Raw genomic sequence first — 13,561 nt, 5'->3', positions numbered from 1 at the left:
GGTGGCGACGTTGCCTGCGGGGACGGAGATGGTGATGCCCGGGGACAACGTCAAGCTGGCCATCGAGCTGATCACGCCGATTGCGATGGACGAAGGGCTGCGCTTTGCCATCCGCGAAGGCGGCCGCACCGTCGGTGCTGGTGTCGTCACCAAGATCATCGCCTAACACCCACGCCCAGCAGTGAGGAAGCAGCAAGCGGGAGCCACGCACGTGAACGAGAAGATCCGCATACGCCTGAAGGCCTACGACCACCGCTTGCTCGATCAGTCGGTGAAGGAGATCGTCGAGACGGTACGGCGCACCGGCGGCCGCGTGGCGGGTCCGATCCCGCTGCCGACGCGCATCGAGCGCTTCACCGTCAACCGCTCTCCGCACGTCGACAAGAAGTCCCGCGAGCAGTTTGAAATCCGTACACACAAACGGTTAATTGATATCTTGGAGCCCACCCAGCAGACGATCGATGCCTTGGGCAAACTCGATCTGGCGGCGGGTGTGGACGTTGAGATCAAGCTCCAGTAACGCCACATGTGACGAAGCGACAATGGCTCTCGGTCTGATCGGTAGAAAGTTGGGCATGACGCAAGTCTACAGCCCGCAAGGTGAGCTGATCCCAGTCACCGTGATTGAGACGGGTCCGTGTACGGTGGTGCAGGTGAAAACCGCTCCCACCGACGGCTACGCGGCGGTCCAGCTTGGTTTTGGCGCGCGCAAGCCAGAGCGTGTCAGCAAGGCCTTCAGAACGCATTGCGGCAAGGCGGCCAAGGGCGTCTTCGAGGTGTTACGCGAGTTCCGGGTGGACGGCGACAGTGCCTTCACGGTCGGGCAAGACCTGACGGTGGCCGCACTATTCAAGGCCGGCGATCGAGTCGATGTCACCGGCACCTCGAAGGGGCGCGGCTTCAGCGGCGTCATCAAGCGGCACAATTTTTCCGGCTTCCCCGGGAGCCACGGAACCCACGAGTACTTCCGCCACGGCGGTTCGATCGGTAACCGCTCGTTTCCTGGGCGGGTGTTCAAGGGCAAGCGGATGGCTGGTCAATTGGGCGACGATCGAGTGACCACACAGAACCTGGAGGTCGTCGCCGTTCGCGCAGAGGAGAACGTCATCCTGATCCGTGGCGCCGTGGCCGGCGCACGCAGCGGGATCGTGCTGGTGCGGCCGGCGGTGAAGCGGGTCGAAAAGGGGGTGCGCAATGGCTGAGCCCATGAGCGTCGCCCTGTACTCGCAGCGCAACGAGGCGGTTGGCCAGGTCGAGCTGCCGGCAGTGGTCTTTGGCCAGCCGGTGCGACGCCACCTGTTGTACGAGGCCGTCAAGATGCAGCTTGCCAACCGCCGTGCCGGCACCGCTGCAACCAAGACGCGCGCCTTTGTCCGCGGCGGCGGTAAGAAGCCATGGCGCCAAAAGGGCACCGGCCGGGCGCGCGCGGGCAGCAGCCGATCTCCGATCTGGGCTGGCGGCGCGAGCGTGTTCGGCCCACAGCCGCGTGACTACAGCTATCGCATGCCCGCCAGCGCGCGTAAGGCGGCGCTGGCCTCGGCCCTGGCCTTGAAAGCGCGCGAAGGCAAGCTGCTGGTGCTCGATAAGATCGAACTGGAAGCCGCCAAGACCAAATTCGTGGTCAAGCTGCTCGCTGACCTCAAGGTGGTGAGCGGCCTGATCATCTTGCCGGCGAAAGACGATACGATCGAGCGCGCCGCACGCAACCTGCCGAAGGTGAAGGTGCTGCGTGTTGAGGGCGCGAATGTGTACGACCTGCTTCGCTACGAGCACGTGATCGTAACGCCGCAGACAGTGGCCGCGCTGGCGGCGCGCGTGGGCTGAGGAGGGCGCCGAGATGAAGGATGTCTTTCGCGTGCTGGCTTCACCCCTGATCACCGAGAAGGGTACGCTGGTAAACCAGCTGGGCAATCAGGTCCTTTTCAAAGTGCGCGCCCAAGCCAACAAGACCGAAATTCGCCATGCGGTGGAGGGCTTGTTCAAGGTCAAGGTCGAGAAGGTGCGAACCATGAATTACCTCGGCAAGATGCGCCGCGTCGGCAAGAGCCGCGGCCAGCGGCCGGCATGGAAGAAGGCTTACGTCACCTTGGCCGAGGGCCAGCGCATCGACTTCTTCGAGGCCGTGTAGACTATGGCAACGCGCGAATACAATCCGACGTCGGCCGGCCGGCGCTTCCAGAGCGCCGCCGACTTCTCGGAAATCACTAAGTCCACCCCCGAACGCAGCTTGCTCGAGCCGCGCAAACGCAGCGGCGGACGCAACGCGCTCGGCCGCATGACCAGCCGTCACCGCGGCGGCGGCCACAAGCAGCGCTACCGAGTCGTCGACTTTCGCCGCAACAAGGATCAAGTCGTGGCCCGCGTGGCGGCGATCGAATACGATCCCAATCGCTCGGCACGCCTGGCGCTGTTGCATTACAGCGACGGCGAGAAGCGCTACATCCTGGCTCCGGTCGGACTGCGGGTTGGCGATAGTGTCGTTGCCGGCGATGGCGCCGATATCAAGCCCGGCAATGCGCTGCCGCTGAAGCAGATTCCGCTCGGTACCATGGTCCACAACGTCGAGATGAAGCCGGGCAAGGGCGGGCAACTCGCGCGCAGCGCCGGCTCTGCCGTGCAGCTAATGGCCAAAGAGGGCGACATGGCACTGCTCAAGCTGCCCTCCGGTGAGTTGCGCCGAGTGCAGCTGGTCTGCCGCGCGACGATCGGGCAGGTCGGGAACCTCGACCACGAGAACATCTCCATCGGTAAGGCGGGTCGCTCGCGCTGGCTGGGGCGGCGCTCGCGCGTGCGCGGGGTGGCGATGAACCCGGTGGACCACCCGCACGGCGGCGGCGAGGGACGCTCGAAGGGCAATCACCCGCAGTCGCCTTGGGGCCAGCCCGCAAAAGGTTACAAGACTCGCCATAATCCGCGAACCGATCGTTTCATCGTTAAGCGGCGCGGCAAGTAGGAGAGACGGACGTGGCACGGTCGATCAAAAAGGGTCCGTTCATTGACAAGCACCTGCTCAAGAAGGTGGAGGCCCTGAGCGCCAGCCGCGAAAAGCGGGTGATCAAGACCTGGTCGCGGCGCTCGACCATCATTCCCGACATGATCGGCCAAACCTTCGCGGTGCATAACGGGCGCAAGTTCATCCCGATCTTCGTCACCGAAAACATGGTTGGCCACAAGCTCGGTGAATTTTCCCCGACCCGCACTTTCCACGGACACTCGGGCGACCGCAAGGCGGAAGTCAAACCAGCAGCGGGGCCGCCACCGGCGGCCAAGGGATAGCAGATGGAAAGTCGCGCAGTGAGCCGCCATCTCCGTATCGCCCCGCAGAAGGCCCGCCTGGTGGTGGATCTGATCCGCGGGAAGAACGTGGGCGAAGCGCTCAATATCCTCGAGTTCGTGCCGAAGAAGGGCGCGCGCATGGTGGCCAAGACCTTGAAATCGGCGGTCGCTAACGCCGAGAATACGCAGAGCGTAGATGTTGACCGGCTGTACGTGAAACACATCAGCGTTGGGGCCGGGTCGACGTGGAAACGCTCGACCCAGCGGGCGCAAGGACGAGCCACGCCGATCCGTAAGCGAACCAGCCACATCATGATTGTGGTAGACGAGCACGCCTAAGGAGCCAGATGGGACAGAAAGTACATCCGAAGGGCTTTCGCCTCGGAGTGATCGAGCAGTGGGACTCGAAATGGTTCGCCCGCCGCGACTACGCGCCGCTGTTGCGCGAAGACCTGCGCGTGCGCCAGTTTCTGAAGGACCGCCTGTATCACGCCGGTATCTCGAAGGTGGAGATCGAGCGGGCGGCCAACAAGGCCAAGATCAACATCTACACTGCCCGGCCCGGTATCGTGATCGGCAAGAAGGGAGCCGAGATCGAGAAGCTCAAGGTCGAACTGGCCAAGCTCACCAATAAGGAAGCTTTCATCAATATCCACGAGGTGCGCCGGCCAGACGTGGATGCACAGCTGGTGGCCGAGAACGTCGCGCTCCAGCTCGAGCGCCGCGTCGCCTTCCGCCGAGCGATGAAAGAAGCCGTCGGTCGGGCCATGCGTATGGGGGCTCAGGGCATTCGAGTCCAGTGCGCCGGCCGACTCGGCGGCGCCGAAATCGCCCGCACCGAGTGGTACCGCGAAGGCCGCGTGCCGCTGCACACGCTGCGCGCGGACATCAGTTATGGCCTGGCGTTGGCGAAAACCACCTACGGCGTCATCGGCGTGCGCTGCTGGATCTTCCGCGGCGAAGTGCTCACGCGCGAGGAAGAGCAGCAGCGAACCGCCATGGGCTTGTGAGCGAGGCGAGGCGTAGGATTTCACCATGTTGGCACCCAAGAAGGTCAAGCACCGCAAGCACCAGAAAGGCCGCCGTGGCGGTAGCGCGTACCGCGGCAGCACGCTGGCGTTCGGCGACTACGGCTTGCAGGCCACCGACCGGGGCTGGGTCTCCGCCCGCGAGCTGGAAGCGGCCCGCGTCGCGCTCACCCGCCACATCAAGCGCGGTGGGCGGGTGTGGATCCGCGTATTCCCCGACAAGCCGCTGACTAAGAAACCGGCGGAGACCAGGATGGGAAAGGGCAAGGGCGCACCGGAAATCTGGGTGGCCGTGGTGAAACCGGGCCGCATCCTGTTCGAGATGGAAGGGGTGACCGACGCGGTGGCGCGCGAAGCCTTTCGTTTGGCGGCGCATAAACTCTCGGTCGCGACGCAAGTGCGCAGCCGAGTCGGAGCGGGCCATGCAGGTTAGGGAATTGCGCGATATGAGCGAACAGGAACTCGCCGGCAAGCTGCACGAGTTGCGCGAGGGCCTGTTTCACCTGCGCTTGCGGCGGGGGACAAACCGACTCGAAAGCCCGGCGCAGTTGCTGAAACACCGGCGCGATATCGCGCGCATACTGACCATCCAGCGCGAGCGCGCTAAGGGAATCAAACGCTAATGGAACAAGCGCGGGGTAAAGCCAAGGTCCGCCAAGGGGTGGTGGTGAGCGACAAGATGGATAAGACCGTCGTCGTCGCCGTCGAACGCCTGGTGCGCCACCCGAAGTACAAGAAGTATTTGCGCCGGCAAAAACAGTACAAGGCGCATGATGAGCAGAATCAGTGCGGGGTGGGTGATCGGGTGCTGATCGCCGAGACCCGCCCGCTCAGCCGCGACAAGCGCTGGGCCGTACGCGCGATTCTGGAAAAGGCAGTCTGAGGAGACTCGGCGGCGTGCCGGACGTCCAACAGGGTGGTCTGAAATGGTGCAAGCAGAGACAGTGCTCGACGTGGCCGATAATTCCGGCGCCCGTAAAGTCCTGTGCATCAAGGTGTTGGGTGGTAGCCGCCGCCGGTACGCCTCGCTCGGCGATATCATCGTCGTGTCGGTGAAAGAAGCGATCCCCAACGCCAAGGTCAAGAAGGGCGACGTGATGAAGGCGGTAATTGTCCGCACCGCGAAAGAGGTCGGCCGGCCCGATGGCTCGTACATCAAGTTCGACTCGAACTCGGCCGTGCTGATCGACAATCAGCGCGAGCCGGTTGGCACCCGCATCTTCGGACCGGTTGCCCGCGAGCTCCGCGCCAAGCGCTTCATGAAGATCCTCTCGCTGGCTCCCGAGGTGCTGTGAGGCGTGGCTATGCGTGCGCAGATCCGAAAGAACGACACCATCATGATCATTGCCGGCAAGGACCGCGGCAAGAGCGGTAAGGTGTTGCGCGTGTTGCCCGAGCGCAATCGCGTGCTGATCGAGCGGCTCAATATGGTCAAGCGCCACAGCCGTGCCCGCGGCCCGCAGAGCCCGCACGGGATCGTCGACAAGGAAGCCCCGCTGCAGCTCTCGAACGTGATGATAATGTGCGATAAATGCAGCGCCCCGGTGCGCATGGGCAAGAAGCAGCTGCACGACGGCCGCAGCGTACGGGTCTGCCGTCGCTGCGGCGAACAACTGGATAGGTAATCTGCCGTGCCGTCACGACTCAAAGAGCGCTATCATCGCGAGGTGCTGCCCGCGCTGGCCAAGGATCTCGGCTGCCGCAACGTTTGGCAGGTGCCGCGCTTGCAGAAGATCATCATCAACATGGGGTTGGGTGAAGCCCTGCAAAACGTGAAGATCTTGGATGCGGCGGTCGAAGAATTGACCGCCATCAGTGGGCAGAAGCCGGTGGTAACCAAGTCCCGCCGCGCCATCGCCAACTTCAAGCTGCGCGAGAACCAGCCGATCGGCTGCATGGTGACGCTGCGCGGCGAGCGCATGTACGAGTTCTTCGATCGGCTGGTCAGCGTAGCGCTGCCGCGGGTGCGCGACTTTCGCGGGGTCTCGGATAAAGCCTTCGATGGCCGCGGCAATTATGCCCTGGGCGTGCGCGAGCAGATCATCTTCCCCGAGATCAATCTCGACAAGGTCGACAAAATCCGCGGTATGACGGTGTGCATCGTCACCAGCGCGCGCAGCGACGCCGAGGGCAAAGCCCTGCTCAAGGCGCTTGGCATGCCATTTCGGAGCTAGGAGGATCGTGTGGCGAAAACCTGCCTGCGTATCAAATCGCAGCGCCCGGCCAAGTTCAAAGTGCGGGCGTATAACCGTTGCCCGTTGTGTGGCCGGCCGCGCGCGTACTATCGCCGCTTTCAAATGTGCCGCATCTGTCTGCGTGACCTGGCGCGGCGCGGCTTGATCCCCGGGCTGACCAAGGCGAGCTGGTAGGTGCGCTCATGGGTATGACTGATCCGATTGCCGATCTGTTGACGCGCGTACGCAACGCCATGCGGGCGCGCAAGACGCAAGTCGATGTGCCGTGGTCGCGGGTCAAAGAACGAATTCTGGCGGTCGTCCTCCAAGAGGGCTACCTCCAGGGCTACAGCGTGGTGGAGCACGAGGGGCACCGAGTGCTTCGCATCACGCTGAAGTACGACGCCCAGCATCGGCCGGTGATCAGCGGCCTGCGGCGCGTGAGTCGGCCGAGCCTGCGCAAGTACGTCGGCGCGCGCGCGATTCCGTCGGTGCGCGGTGGATTCGGGATCAACATTGTCTCGACCTCGGCCGGGATCTTAGTCGACCGCGAGGCCGCCAAGCGCGGCCTCGGCGGTGAATTGATGTGTTCGGTTTGGTAGGAGCACCATGTCGCGGATCGGAAAATTAGCGATTGCCGTACCGAGCGGGGTGCAGGTAAGCAGCCGCGCCAACGAAGTGGTCGTCGAGGGCCCGAAGGGCAAGCTGGTTCACACGTTGCCGGCTGGTATCGCCATCGCCCGCGAGGGCGCCACCCTGCGAGTGACGCGCGCAGGCGAGGGGCGGGAAGCGCGCGCCCTGCACGGGTTGACGCGTAAGCTGTTGGCCAACATGGTGGCCGGGGTGAGCAGCGGTTTCACGCGCACGCTCGAAATCGTCGGCGTCGGCTACCGCGCGGACGCTCGCGGCAATTCCCTCTACCTCAGTCTCGGCTACTCGCATCCGATCGTGTATCAGTTGCCGCCAGGGGTGCAGGTCAAGGTCGAGAAGCAGACGGTGGTCACGCTGGAGTCATCCGATCGGCATCTGTTGGGCGAAGTCGCCGCCGGTATTCGGGCGCTGCGGCCGCCGGAACCGTACAAGGGCAAAGGCATCAAGTACGCGCAAGAACGGATTCGCCGCAAAGCCGGTAAAGCTGCCGGCGCCGCAGGTGGAAGCTAGACCGAGCGGGGGAGCGCGATGGTAGGAAACGAAAAACGGATTGCCCGCCAACGCCGCCAAGAACGCGTGCGCCGGCGCCTGCGAGGAACCGACGAGCGGCCGCGCTTGTCGGTGTTCCGCAGCAATAAGCATATCTACGCCCAGGTCATTTCCGACGAGACCGGGCGCACCCTGGTGGCGGCCTCGACCCTGTCTGCGGCGCTACGTGCCGAGACGAAGAAGACCGGTACCCGCGACGCCGCCAAACAGGTCGGCGCGTTGATCGCCGGCCTCTGTCAGGACCGGGCCATCCGTGAGGTGATCTTCGACCGCAACGGCTTTCTCTATCACGGCCGCGTGAAAGTGCTCGCCGAAGCCGCCCGTGAAGCGGGTCTCAAGTTCTGAGCAAGGAGCGACCATGGCATTCGGCAGAGCACGCGAGCGCATTGAGGCGCACGGTCTGGAACTCAAAGAGAAGGTGGTGCAAATCAATCGCGTCGCCAAGGTCGTCAAAGGCGGCCGCCGCTTCAGCTTCAGCGCCCTGGTGGTGCTGGGCGATGGCAACGGCCACGTCGGCTACGGCCTCGGCAAAGCCAACGAAGTGCCCGAGGCCATTCGTAAGGGCATCGAACACGCCAAGAAGGGTCTGCTCACCGTGCCGCTGGCGGGAGGAACGATCCCGTTCGAGGTGCAGGGCCACTTCGGCGCCGGCCACGTACTGTTGCGCCCGGCCGGCGACGGCACCGGTGTGATCGCTGGCGGCGGCGTTCGCGCGGTGGTCGAGTTGGCCGGTGTGCGTAACGTGCTCACCAAGTGCCTCGGCTCGAATAATCCGCACAACATGGTGAAGGCGACCATGGAGGCGCTGCGAACCCTGCGCGCACCGGAAGAAATTGCGGCGGCTCGCGGCCGCACGCTGGAGGAGATCAGAGGGTAGCCATGGGCGAAACGCGGATGCTCAAGGTCACTCTCAAGCGCAGCCCGATCGGCCAAACCACGCGGCAGCGCGATAGCTTGCGCGGCTTGGGTTTGACCCGCGTGGGTCGAACCGTCATCGTGCGCGAAAGCGACCAGGTGCGTGGCTTGATTCGTAAGGTGCTGCACTTGATCGAGGTGGAGTCGTAGATGAACCTCAGCAATCTCACCCCCGCCCGCGGCGCGAATAAGAAACGCAAGCGCGTGGGCCGTGGGCCGGGCTCGGGCCATGGCAAGACCTCATGCCGCGGACACAAGGGGCGCGGGGCGCGCTCGGGCGGCAACACCCCGCCGGGTTATGAAGGCGGCCAGATGCCGCTGCAACGCCGGCTGCCCAAGCACGGGTTCAAGAACCCGACCCGCCGGTCCTTCGCCATCGTCAACTTGGCCACGCTGGAAGAACGCTTCGAGGGCGGGGCTACCGTTGATCCCGACCAGCTGGCGCAGCGCCGGGTCGTGCGGCGGGGCCTGCCGGTCAAGATCCTCGGTGAGGGCCAGTTGACGAAAGCGCTGACGGTGCACGCGCACAAGTTCAGCGGCAGCGCCAAGGCGAGCATCGAGGCGGCTGGCGGCCGTGCGGAGGTCATCACCCGTGCTTGAGGGTTTTCAAAGCGCCTCCAAGATCCCCGAGCTGCGCCGGCGGCTGCTGTTCTCGTTCGGCCTGCTGGCGGTCTACCGCTTGGGAGTCGCGATCCCGACCCCGGGAATCGATGGGGCGGCGATGGCCGCGTTCTTCGAGGCCCAGCGCAGCACCCTGTTCGGCTTCGTCAATCTGATGTCAGGCGGAGCGCTGGAGCAGTTCTCGATCTTTGCGCTCGGGATCATGCCTTACATCAGCGCCTCGATCATCTTGCAGCTGCTGACCGTGGTGGTGCCGCATCTCGAAGCTCTCTCCAAAGAGGGCGAGGCCGGCCGGCGCAAGATCACCCAATATACCCGTTACGGAACCGTGGTCCTGGCGCTGGTGCAGGGGTTCTTCATCAGCGTCGGCCTCGAACGTGCGCAGGCGCCAACCGGCAGCCCGGTGGTGTTCGCCGCGGGTTGGAGTTTCCGGCTGATGACCATGATCACGCTCAGTTCGGGGACGGCTTTCATCATGTGGCTGGGCGAGCAGATCTCCGAGCGCGGCATCGGCAATGGGATTTCGCTGATCATCTTTGCCGGCATCGTTGCCGCCCTGCCGTCGGCCATGACGTCAACCTACGACTTCTTACGCGAAGGCGAGCTGAGCATATTCGTGCTGATCGGCTTGCTGGCCTTCATGGTCGCGGTGGTTGGCTTCATCATCATCTGCGAGCGCGGCCAGCGCCGGATCCCGGTGCAGTACGCCAAGCGGGTCGTCGGCCGCCGTATGTACGGCGGGCAGAGTTCGCACTTGCCGCTGAAGGTGAACACCTCGGGGGTGATCCCGCCGATCTTCGCCTCGTCGCTGCTGGTCTTCCCGGCCACCATTGCCGGCTTCTTGGAAACGCCCTGGGCGCAAACGGTGGCCGAGTATATGCGCCCCGGGGGGTGGTCCTACGAACTGCTGTACGTTGGGCTGATTATCTTCTTCTGTTATTTCTATACGGCGGTAACCTTCAACACCAGCGACGTCGCCGAGAACATGAAGAAGTTCGGGGGCTACATTCCCGGCATTCGGCCGGGTCCGCGCACCGCCGAGTATATCGACCGCGTGTTAGTTCGCATCACGCTGGGAGGCGCCCTTTACGTGGCCGCCGTCTGCGTGCTGCCGACGTTGTTGGTGCAGCAGTTGAACGTGCCGTTCTTCTTCGGTGGGACGGCGTTGATGATTGTGGTGGGTGTGGCCTTGGATACCGTGGCACAGATGGAAACCCACATGCTGACCCGCAGCTACCAGGGATTCATGCGCGGCGGGCGGCTGCGAGGACGCCGATAGGGCAGGGCGAGGCCGCGTGGTGCAACTGATTTTGATTGGCCCGCCGGGCGCCGGCAAAGGGACACAGGCGAAGTTCCTGCAGCGGCGCTTTGAGCTGCCGCACATCTCGTCGGGCGATTTGCTGCGCGAAGCGGTCCACCGCAAGACCGAGACGGGGCTGCGAGCGCAACGCTTCATGGAGCAAGGCGAACTGGTGCCGGATGAGCTGGTGGTACGTATTATCGAAGAGCGCGTGCGCCAGAGCGACTGCCAAGCCGGCTTCATTCTCGACGGCTTCCCCCGCAACGTGCCGCAGGCCGAAGTGCTGTCGCCGATGCTGGCCGGACTGCGCAAGATGATCGATCATGTTGTCAGCCTGGGCGTGGCCCGCGCCGATCTCATCGCACGCCTGAGCGGCCGGCGTACCTGCCGGGGCTGTGGGGCAATGTACCATGTCGTCTTCGATCCACCGCTGAACAGCGGCCGGTGCAACAAGTGTAGCGCGGAGCTGTACCAGCGCGATGACGACCGGGAAAGCACTATCGCGGCGCGGCTGGACGTGTATGATCGGGCGACCGCGCCGCTGCTGGAGTATTACCGCACCCGCGGCCTGCTGCGCGAGGTCGATGGTGGCGGTGGCGCCGAGCAGGTGTTCGGACGGATCGTGGCGCAGATTTCACCAGCCCGATGATTGTCCTGAAGTCATGGGAAGAGATCGACATCATGCGCCGGGCCAACGTCATAGTCGCCGAGGTTTTGGCCGAGTTGAGAGCGCGGATTCGCCCCGGCGTGACCACTGGCGTGCTCGATCGCCTGGCCGAGGAGCTGACGCGCAAACACAAGGCGCGGCCGGCGTTCAAGGGCTATGAGGTGGCGGGTCGAGTGTTCCCCAAATCGGTGTGTGTCTCGATCAATGAGGAGGTGGTGCACGGGATACCGAGCGAAGCACGGGTGCTGCAAGAAGGAGACATTGTGAGCCTTGACTTCGGTGTGTGCTACGAAGGCTATTTCGGCGATGCCGCGACCACCGTTGCGGTGGGAACAGTGAGCCGGGATGACGAGCGACTGCTGCAGATTACGCAACAGTCGTTGGACGCTGCCATTCGGGAGGTCTGCGTCGGCAAGCGGATCGGCGACATCTCGTTCGCCATCCAGGAGCACGTCGAACGCAATGGCTTCTCCGTGGTGCGCGACTTCGTCGGTCACGGCATCGGCAAGCGCTTGCATGAAGACCCTCAGGTGCCTAACTTCGGTACCCGCGATCGCGGGCCGCGTTTGCGGGCCGGCATGGTCTTGGCCATCGAACCCATGGTCAACGCCGGCGGCCCGGAGGTGGTCGTCAAGCAAGACGGCTGGACGGCGGTTACCCGTGACGGCAAGCGCTCCGCCCATTTCGAGCATTCGGTGGCGGTCACCGATGCCGGGCCGTATGTGCTCAGCGCCGTGTAACAGAGCCGGGAACTGGAGTTGAACCGTGAAAGTACGGGCATCGGTCAAGAAGATTTGCAAGAATTGCAAGGTGGTGCGCCGCCAAGGGGTGGTGCGTATCCTGTGCACCAACGCGCGCCATAAACAGCGCCAAGGCTGAGCGAGGCAGAATATGGCACGAATTGCTGGCGTCGATTTGCCGCGCAACAAGCGCGTGGAAGTCGCGCTGACTTATATCTTCGGTATCGGACGGTCGGCCGCGAACAAGATCCTGGACGAGGCCAGAGTCGATCGCAACACCAAGAGCGACGCTTTGAGCGACGAGGAAGTCGTGCGCATCCGCCAGGTGATCGATCAGGCGCATAAGGTGGAAGGCGACCTGCGCCGCGAGATCGCCATGAGTATCAAGCGGTTCATGGATATCGGCAGCTATCGCGGTCTGCGTCACCGGCGCAATCTGCCGGTGCGTGGCCAGCGCACCCATACCAATGCCCGTACCCGCAAAGGCCCGCGGCGGGCAATCGCCGGCAAGAAGCCACCACCGTCGAAGGGCTGAGCGGCACGGAAAGGAAGATAGACGCGATGGCGAAAGAAGAAACCAGCGATAAGACCAAGGCCCCCGACAAGGCAGCCGATAAGGTCGCCACGCCCAAGCGCAAGAAGGCCAAGCGGGTCGTCAGCGAGGGAGTCGCCCACGTGCACTCGACCTTCAACAACACGATCGTGACCATTACTGATCCGACCGGCGGAGTGATCGCCTGGGCCAGCGCGGGCTCGGTCGGGCTGAAAGGCTCGCGCAAAGGGACGCCGTTTGCCGCCCAGATGGCGGCGGAGAGCGCGGCCAAGAAGGCCGTCGAATCCGGCGTGCGCTCGGTGCAAGTGCTGGTGAAAGGGCCGGGCTCCGGGCGCGAATCGGCGCTGCGCGCCCTGCAAGCCGCCGGCTTCACCATCTCGCTGATCAAGGATGTAACCCCAATTCCCCACAACGGTTGCCGTCCGCCGAAACGGCGCCGGGTGTAGGTCGAGGAGGTACCGTGGCACGCTATACCGATTCGGTCTGCCGGCTCTGCCGGCGTGAAGGGCTCAAGCTCTTTCTCAAAGGCGAGCGCTGTTATACCGACAAGTGCGCGATCGAGCGGCGCAACTACCCGCCCGGCGACCACGGCCAGGGCCGGGTGCGGTTCTCGGAGTATGCAGTTCAGCTGCGCGAGAAACAGAAAGTCAAGCGCATGTACGGCCTGCTCGAGCGGCAGTTCCGCCGCTACTTCGAGATGGCGGAACGCTCCCGCGGGATCACCGGCGAGGCCCTGCTGGTGCTGCTCGAACGTCGGCTCGACAACATGGTGTATCGCATGGGTTTTGCCACCTCGCGGGCAGAGGCGCGCCAACTGGTGCGCCACGGCCACTTCGCTGTCGACGGCCGCGCGGTCAATATCCCGTCATTCCTGCTCAAGCCCGGGCAGGTGGTGAGTGTGCGCGAACCCAGCCGCTCGGTGGCGCGAATTCAGGAAGCACTGGCTCAGGCCGAGCGGCGCGGAACCCCCGAGTGGCTCGAAGTCCAGCGCGAGAGCTTTTCGGCCCGCGTGAAGGCGCTGCCGACACGAGCCGATTTGACCATGCCCATCAACGAGAAGCTCGTCGTCGAGCTGTACTCGAAGTAG

General features: G+C 64.1%; 29 protein-coding genes. All 29 read left to right on the top strand.

Annotation, left to right across the window (positions count from 1 at the left end):
* The coding region (gene tuf, locus HY699_04485; protein MBI4515059.1) for an elongation factor Tu at positions 1–166 on the top strand (166 nt) is incomplete at its 5' end.
* 45 nt (positions 167–211) lie between these two features.
* On the top strand, positions 212–520 hold the full coding sequence (gene rpsJ, locus HY699_04480) for a 30S ribosomal protein S10 (GenBank protein ID MBI4515058.1): 309 nt from the start codon (positions 212–214) through the stop codon (positions 518–520).
* Positions 521–542: 22 nt separating this feature from the next.
* Positions 543–1,202 (top strand): 50S ribosomal protein L3, encoded by a 660-nt coding sequence (gene rplC / locus HY699_04475; GenBank protein ID MBI4515057.1) that lies wholly within the window; start codon positions 543–545, stop codon positions 1,200–1,202.
* Positions 1,203–1,206: 4 nt separating this feature from the next.
* On the top strand, positions 1,207–1,824 hold the full coding sequence (rplD, locus tag HY699_04470; protein ID MBI4515056.1) for a 50S ribosomal protein L4: 618 nt from the start codon (positions 1,207–1,209) through the stop codon (positions 1,822–1,824).
* Between the two features lie 13 nt (positions 1,825–1,837).
* Entirely contained in the window at positions 1,838–2,128 is a 291-nt protein-coding gene (gene rplW / locus HY699_04465; GenBank protein MBI4515055.1) for a 50S ribosomal protein L23, read from the top strand.
* A 3-nt stretch (positions 2,129–2,131) separates the two neighbouring features.
* On the top strand, positions 2,132–2,953 hold the full coding sequence (gene rplB, locus HY699_04460; GenBank protein MBI4515054.1) for a 50S ribosomal protein L2: 822 nt from the start codon (positions 2,132–2,134) through the stop codon (positions 2,951–2,953).
* A gap of 11 nt (positions 2,954–2,964) precedes the next feature.
* On the top strand, positions 2,965–3,276 hold the full coding sequence (gene rpsS / locus HY699_04455; GenBank protein ID MBI4515053.1) for a 30S ribosomal protein S19: 312 nt from the start codon (positions 2,965–2,967) through the stop codon (positions 3,274–3,276).
* 3 nt (positions 3,277–3,279) lie between these two features.
* On the top strand, positions 3,280–3,615 hold the full coding sequence (gene rplV, locus HY699_04450) for a 50S ribosomal protein L22 (protein MBI4515052.1): 336 nt from the start codon (positions 3,280–3,282) through the stop codon (positions 3,613–3,615).
* 8 nt (positions 3,616–3,623) lie between these two features.
* Positions 3,624–4,286, top strand: a complete 663-nt coding sequence (gene rpsC, locus HY699_04445; protein MBI4515051.1) for a 30S ribosomal protein S3 — start codon at positions 3,624–3,626, stop codon at positions 4,284–4,286.
* A 25-nt stretch (positions 4,287–4,311) separates the two neighbouring features.
* A complete protein-coding gene (gene rplP, locus HY699_04440; protein MBI4515050.1) occupies positions 4,312–4,737 on the top strand; it encodes a 50S ribosomal protein L16 in 426 nt (141 codons plus the stop codon).
* Complete coding sequence (locus tag HY699_04435; GenBank protein ID MBI4515049.1) at positions 4,727–4,927, top strand: 50S ribosomal protein L29; 201 nt, start codon at positions 4,727–4,729, stop codon at positions 4,925–4,927. The genes rplP and HY699_04435 overlap by 11 nt, the downstream gene beginning before the upstream one ends.
* A complete protein-coding gene (gene rpsQ, locus HY699_04430; protein ID MBI4515048.1) occupies positions 4,927–5,187 on the top strand; it encodes a 30S ribosomal protein S17 in 261 nt (86 codons plus the stop codon). The genes HY699_04435 and rpsQ overlap by 1 nt, the downstream gene beginning before the upstream one ends.
* A gap of 43 nt (positions 5,188–5,230) precedes the next feature.
* Positions 5,231–5,599 carry a 50S ribosomal protein L14 gene (gene rplN, locus HY699_04425; GenBank protein ID MBI4515047.1) on the top strand — a complete coding sequence of 123 codons (369 nt, stop codon included), beginning with the start codon at positions 5,231–5,233 and terminating at the stop codon, positions 5,597–5,599.
* Positions 5,600–5,608: 9 nt separating this feature from the next.
* Complete coding sequence (locus HY699_04420) at positions 5,609–5,929, top strand: 50S ribosomal protein L24 (protein ID MBI4515046.1); 321 nt, start codon at positions 5,609–5,611, stop codon at positions 5,927–5,929.
* A gap of 6 nt (positions 5,930–5,935) precedes the next feature.
* Positions 5,936–6,478, top strand: a complete 543-nt coding sequence (gene rplE / locus HY699_04415; protein MBI4515045.1) for a 50S ribosomal protein L5 — start codon at positions 5,936–5,938, stop codon at positions 6,476–6,478.
* Between the two features lie 9 nt (positions 6,479–6,487).
* Positions 6,488–6,673, top strand: coding sequence for a type Z 30S ribosomal protein S14 (locus HY699_04410; GenBank protein MBI4515044.1), 186 nt, complete (start codon positions 6,488–6,490; stop codon positions 6,671–6,673).
* 8 nt (positions 6,674–6,681) lie between these two features.
* Entirely contained in the window at positions 6,682–7,080 is a 399-nt protein-coding gene (rpsH, locus tag HY699_04405; GenBank protein ID MBI4515043.1) for a 30S ribosomal protein S8, read from the top strand.
* Positions 7,081–7,087: 7 nt separating this feature from the next.
* The gene (rplF, locus tag HY699_04400) at positions 7,088–7,639 is read left to right on the top strand and encodes a 50S ribosomal protein L6 (GenBank protein ID MBI4515042.1); all 552 of its coding nucleotides are present in this window, start codon (positions 7,088–7,090) and stop codon (positions 7,637–7,639) included.
* An 18-nt stretch (positions 7,640–7,657) separates the two neighbouring features.
* Positions 7,658–8,023: a 50S ribosomal protein L18 gene (locus tag HY699_04395; GenBank protein MBI4515041.1), complete on the top strand. Its 366-nt coding sequence runs from the start codon at positions 7,658–7,660 to the stop codon at positions 8,021–8,023.
* Between the two features lie 13 nt (positions 8,024–8,036).
* Entirely contained in the window at positions 8,037–8,555 is a 519-nt protein-coding gene (gene rpsE, locus HY699_04390) for a 30S ribosomal protein S5 (protein ID MBI4515040.1), read from the top strand.
* 17 nt (positions 8,556–8,572) lie between these two features.
* Positions 8,573–8,743 (top strand): 50S ribosomal protein L30, encoded by a 171-nt coding sequence (gene rpmD / locus HY699_04385; GenBank protein ID MBI4515039.1) that lies wholly within the window; start codon positions 8,573–8,575, stop codon positions 8,741–8,743.
* Entirely contained in the window at positions 8,744–9,193 is a 450-nt protein-coding gene (gene rplO / locus HY699_04380) for a 50S ribosomal protein L15 (GenBank protein MBI4515038.1), read from the top strand.
* On the top strand, positions 9,186–10,493 hold the full coding sequence (gene secY / locus HY699_04375) for a preprotein translocase subunit SecY (GenBank protein ID MBI4515037.1): 1,308 nt from the start codon (positions 9,186–9,188) through the stop codon (positions 10,491–10,493). The genes rplO and secY overlap by 8 nt, the downstream gene beginning before the upstream one ends.
* 19 nt (positions 10,494–10,512) lie before the next feature.
* Entirely contained in the window at positions 10,513–11,163 is a 651-nt protein-coding gene (locus HY699_04370; GenBank protein ID MBI4515036.1) for an adenylate kinase, read from the top strand.
* On the top strand, positions 11,160–11,921 hold the full coding sequence (gene map / locus HY699_04365) for a type I methionyl aminopeptidase (GenBank protein MBI4515035.1): 762 nt from the start codon (positions 11,160–11,162) through the stop codon (positions 11,919–11,921). Before HY699_04370 ends, map begins: the two co-directional genes overlap by 4 nt.
* A gap of 25 nt (positions 11,922–11,946) precedes the next feature.
* Positions 11,947–12,060 (top strand): 50S ribosomal protein L36, encoded by a 114-nt coding sequence (gene rpmJ, locus HY699_04360; protein ID MBI4515034.1) that lies wholly within the window; start codon positions 11,947–11,949, stop codon positions 12,058–12,060.
* Between the two features lie 12 nt (positions 12,061–12,072).
* Positions 12,073–12,456, top strand: a complete 384-nt coding sequence (gene rpsM, locus HY699_04355; protein MBI4515033.1) for a 30S ribosomal protein S13 — start codon at positions 12,073–12,075, stop codon at positions 12,454–12,456.
* A 26-nt stretch (positions 12,457–12,482) separates the two neighbouring features.
* Positions 12,483–12,920, top strand: a complete 438-nt coding sequence (gene rpsK / locus HY699_04350; GenBank protein MBI4515032.1) for a 30S ribosomal protein S11 — start codon at positions 12,483–12,485, stop codon at positions 12,918–12,920.
* A gap of 14 nt (positions 12,921–12,934) precedes the next feature.
* Positions 12,935–13,561, top strand: a complete 627-nt coding sequence (gene rpsD / locus HY699_04345; GenBank protein MBI4515031.1) for a 30S ribosomal protein S4 — start codon at positions 12,935–12,937, stop codon at positions 13,559–13,561.

The sequence above is a fragment of the Deltaproteobacteria bacterium genome (genome assembly GCA_016210005.1).
In the GTDB taxonomy this organism is placed as follows: Bacteria; Desulfobacterota; Binatia; order HRBIN30; family JACQVA1; genus JACQVA1.
This window is presented reverse-complemented; position numbering and strand designations above follow the sequence as displayed.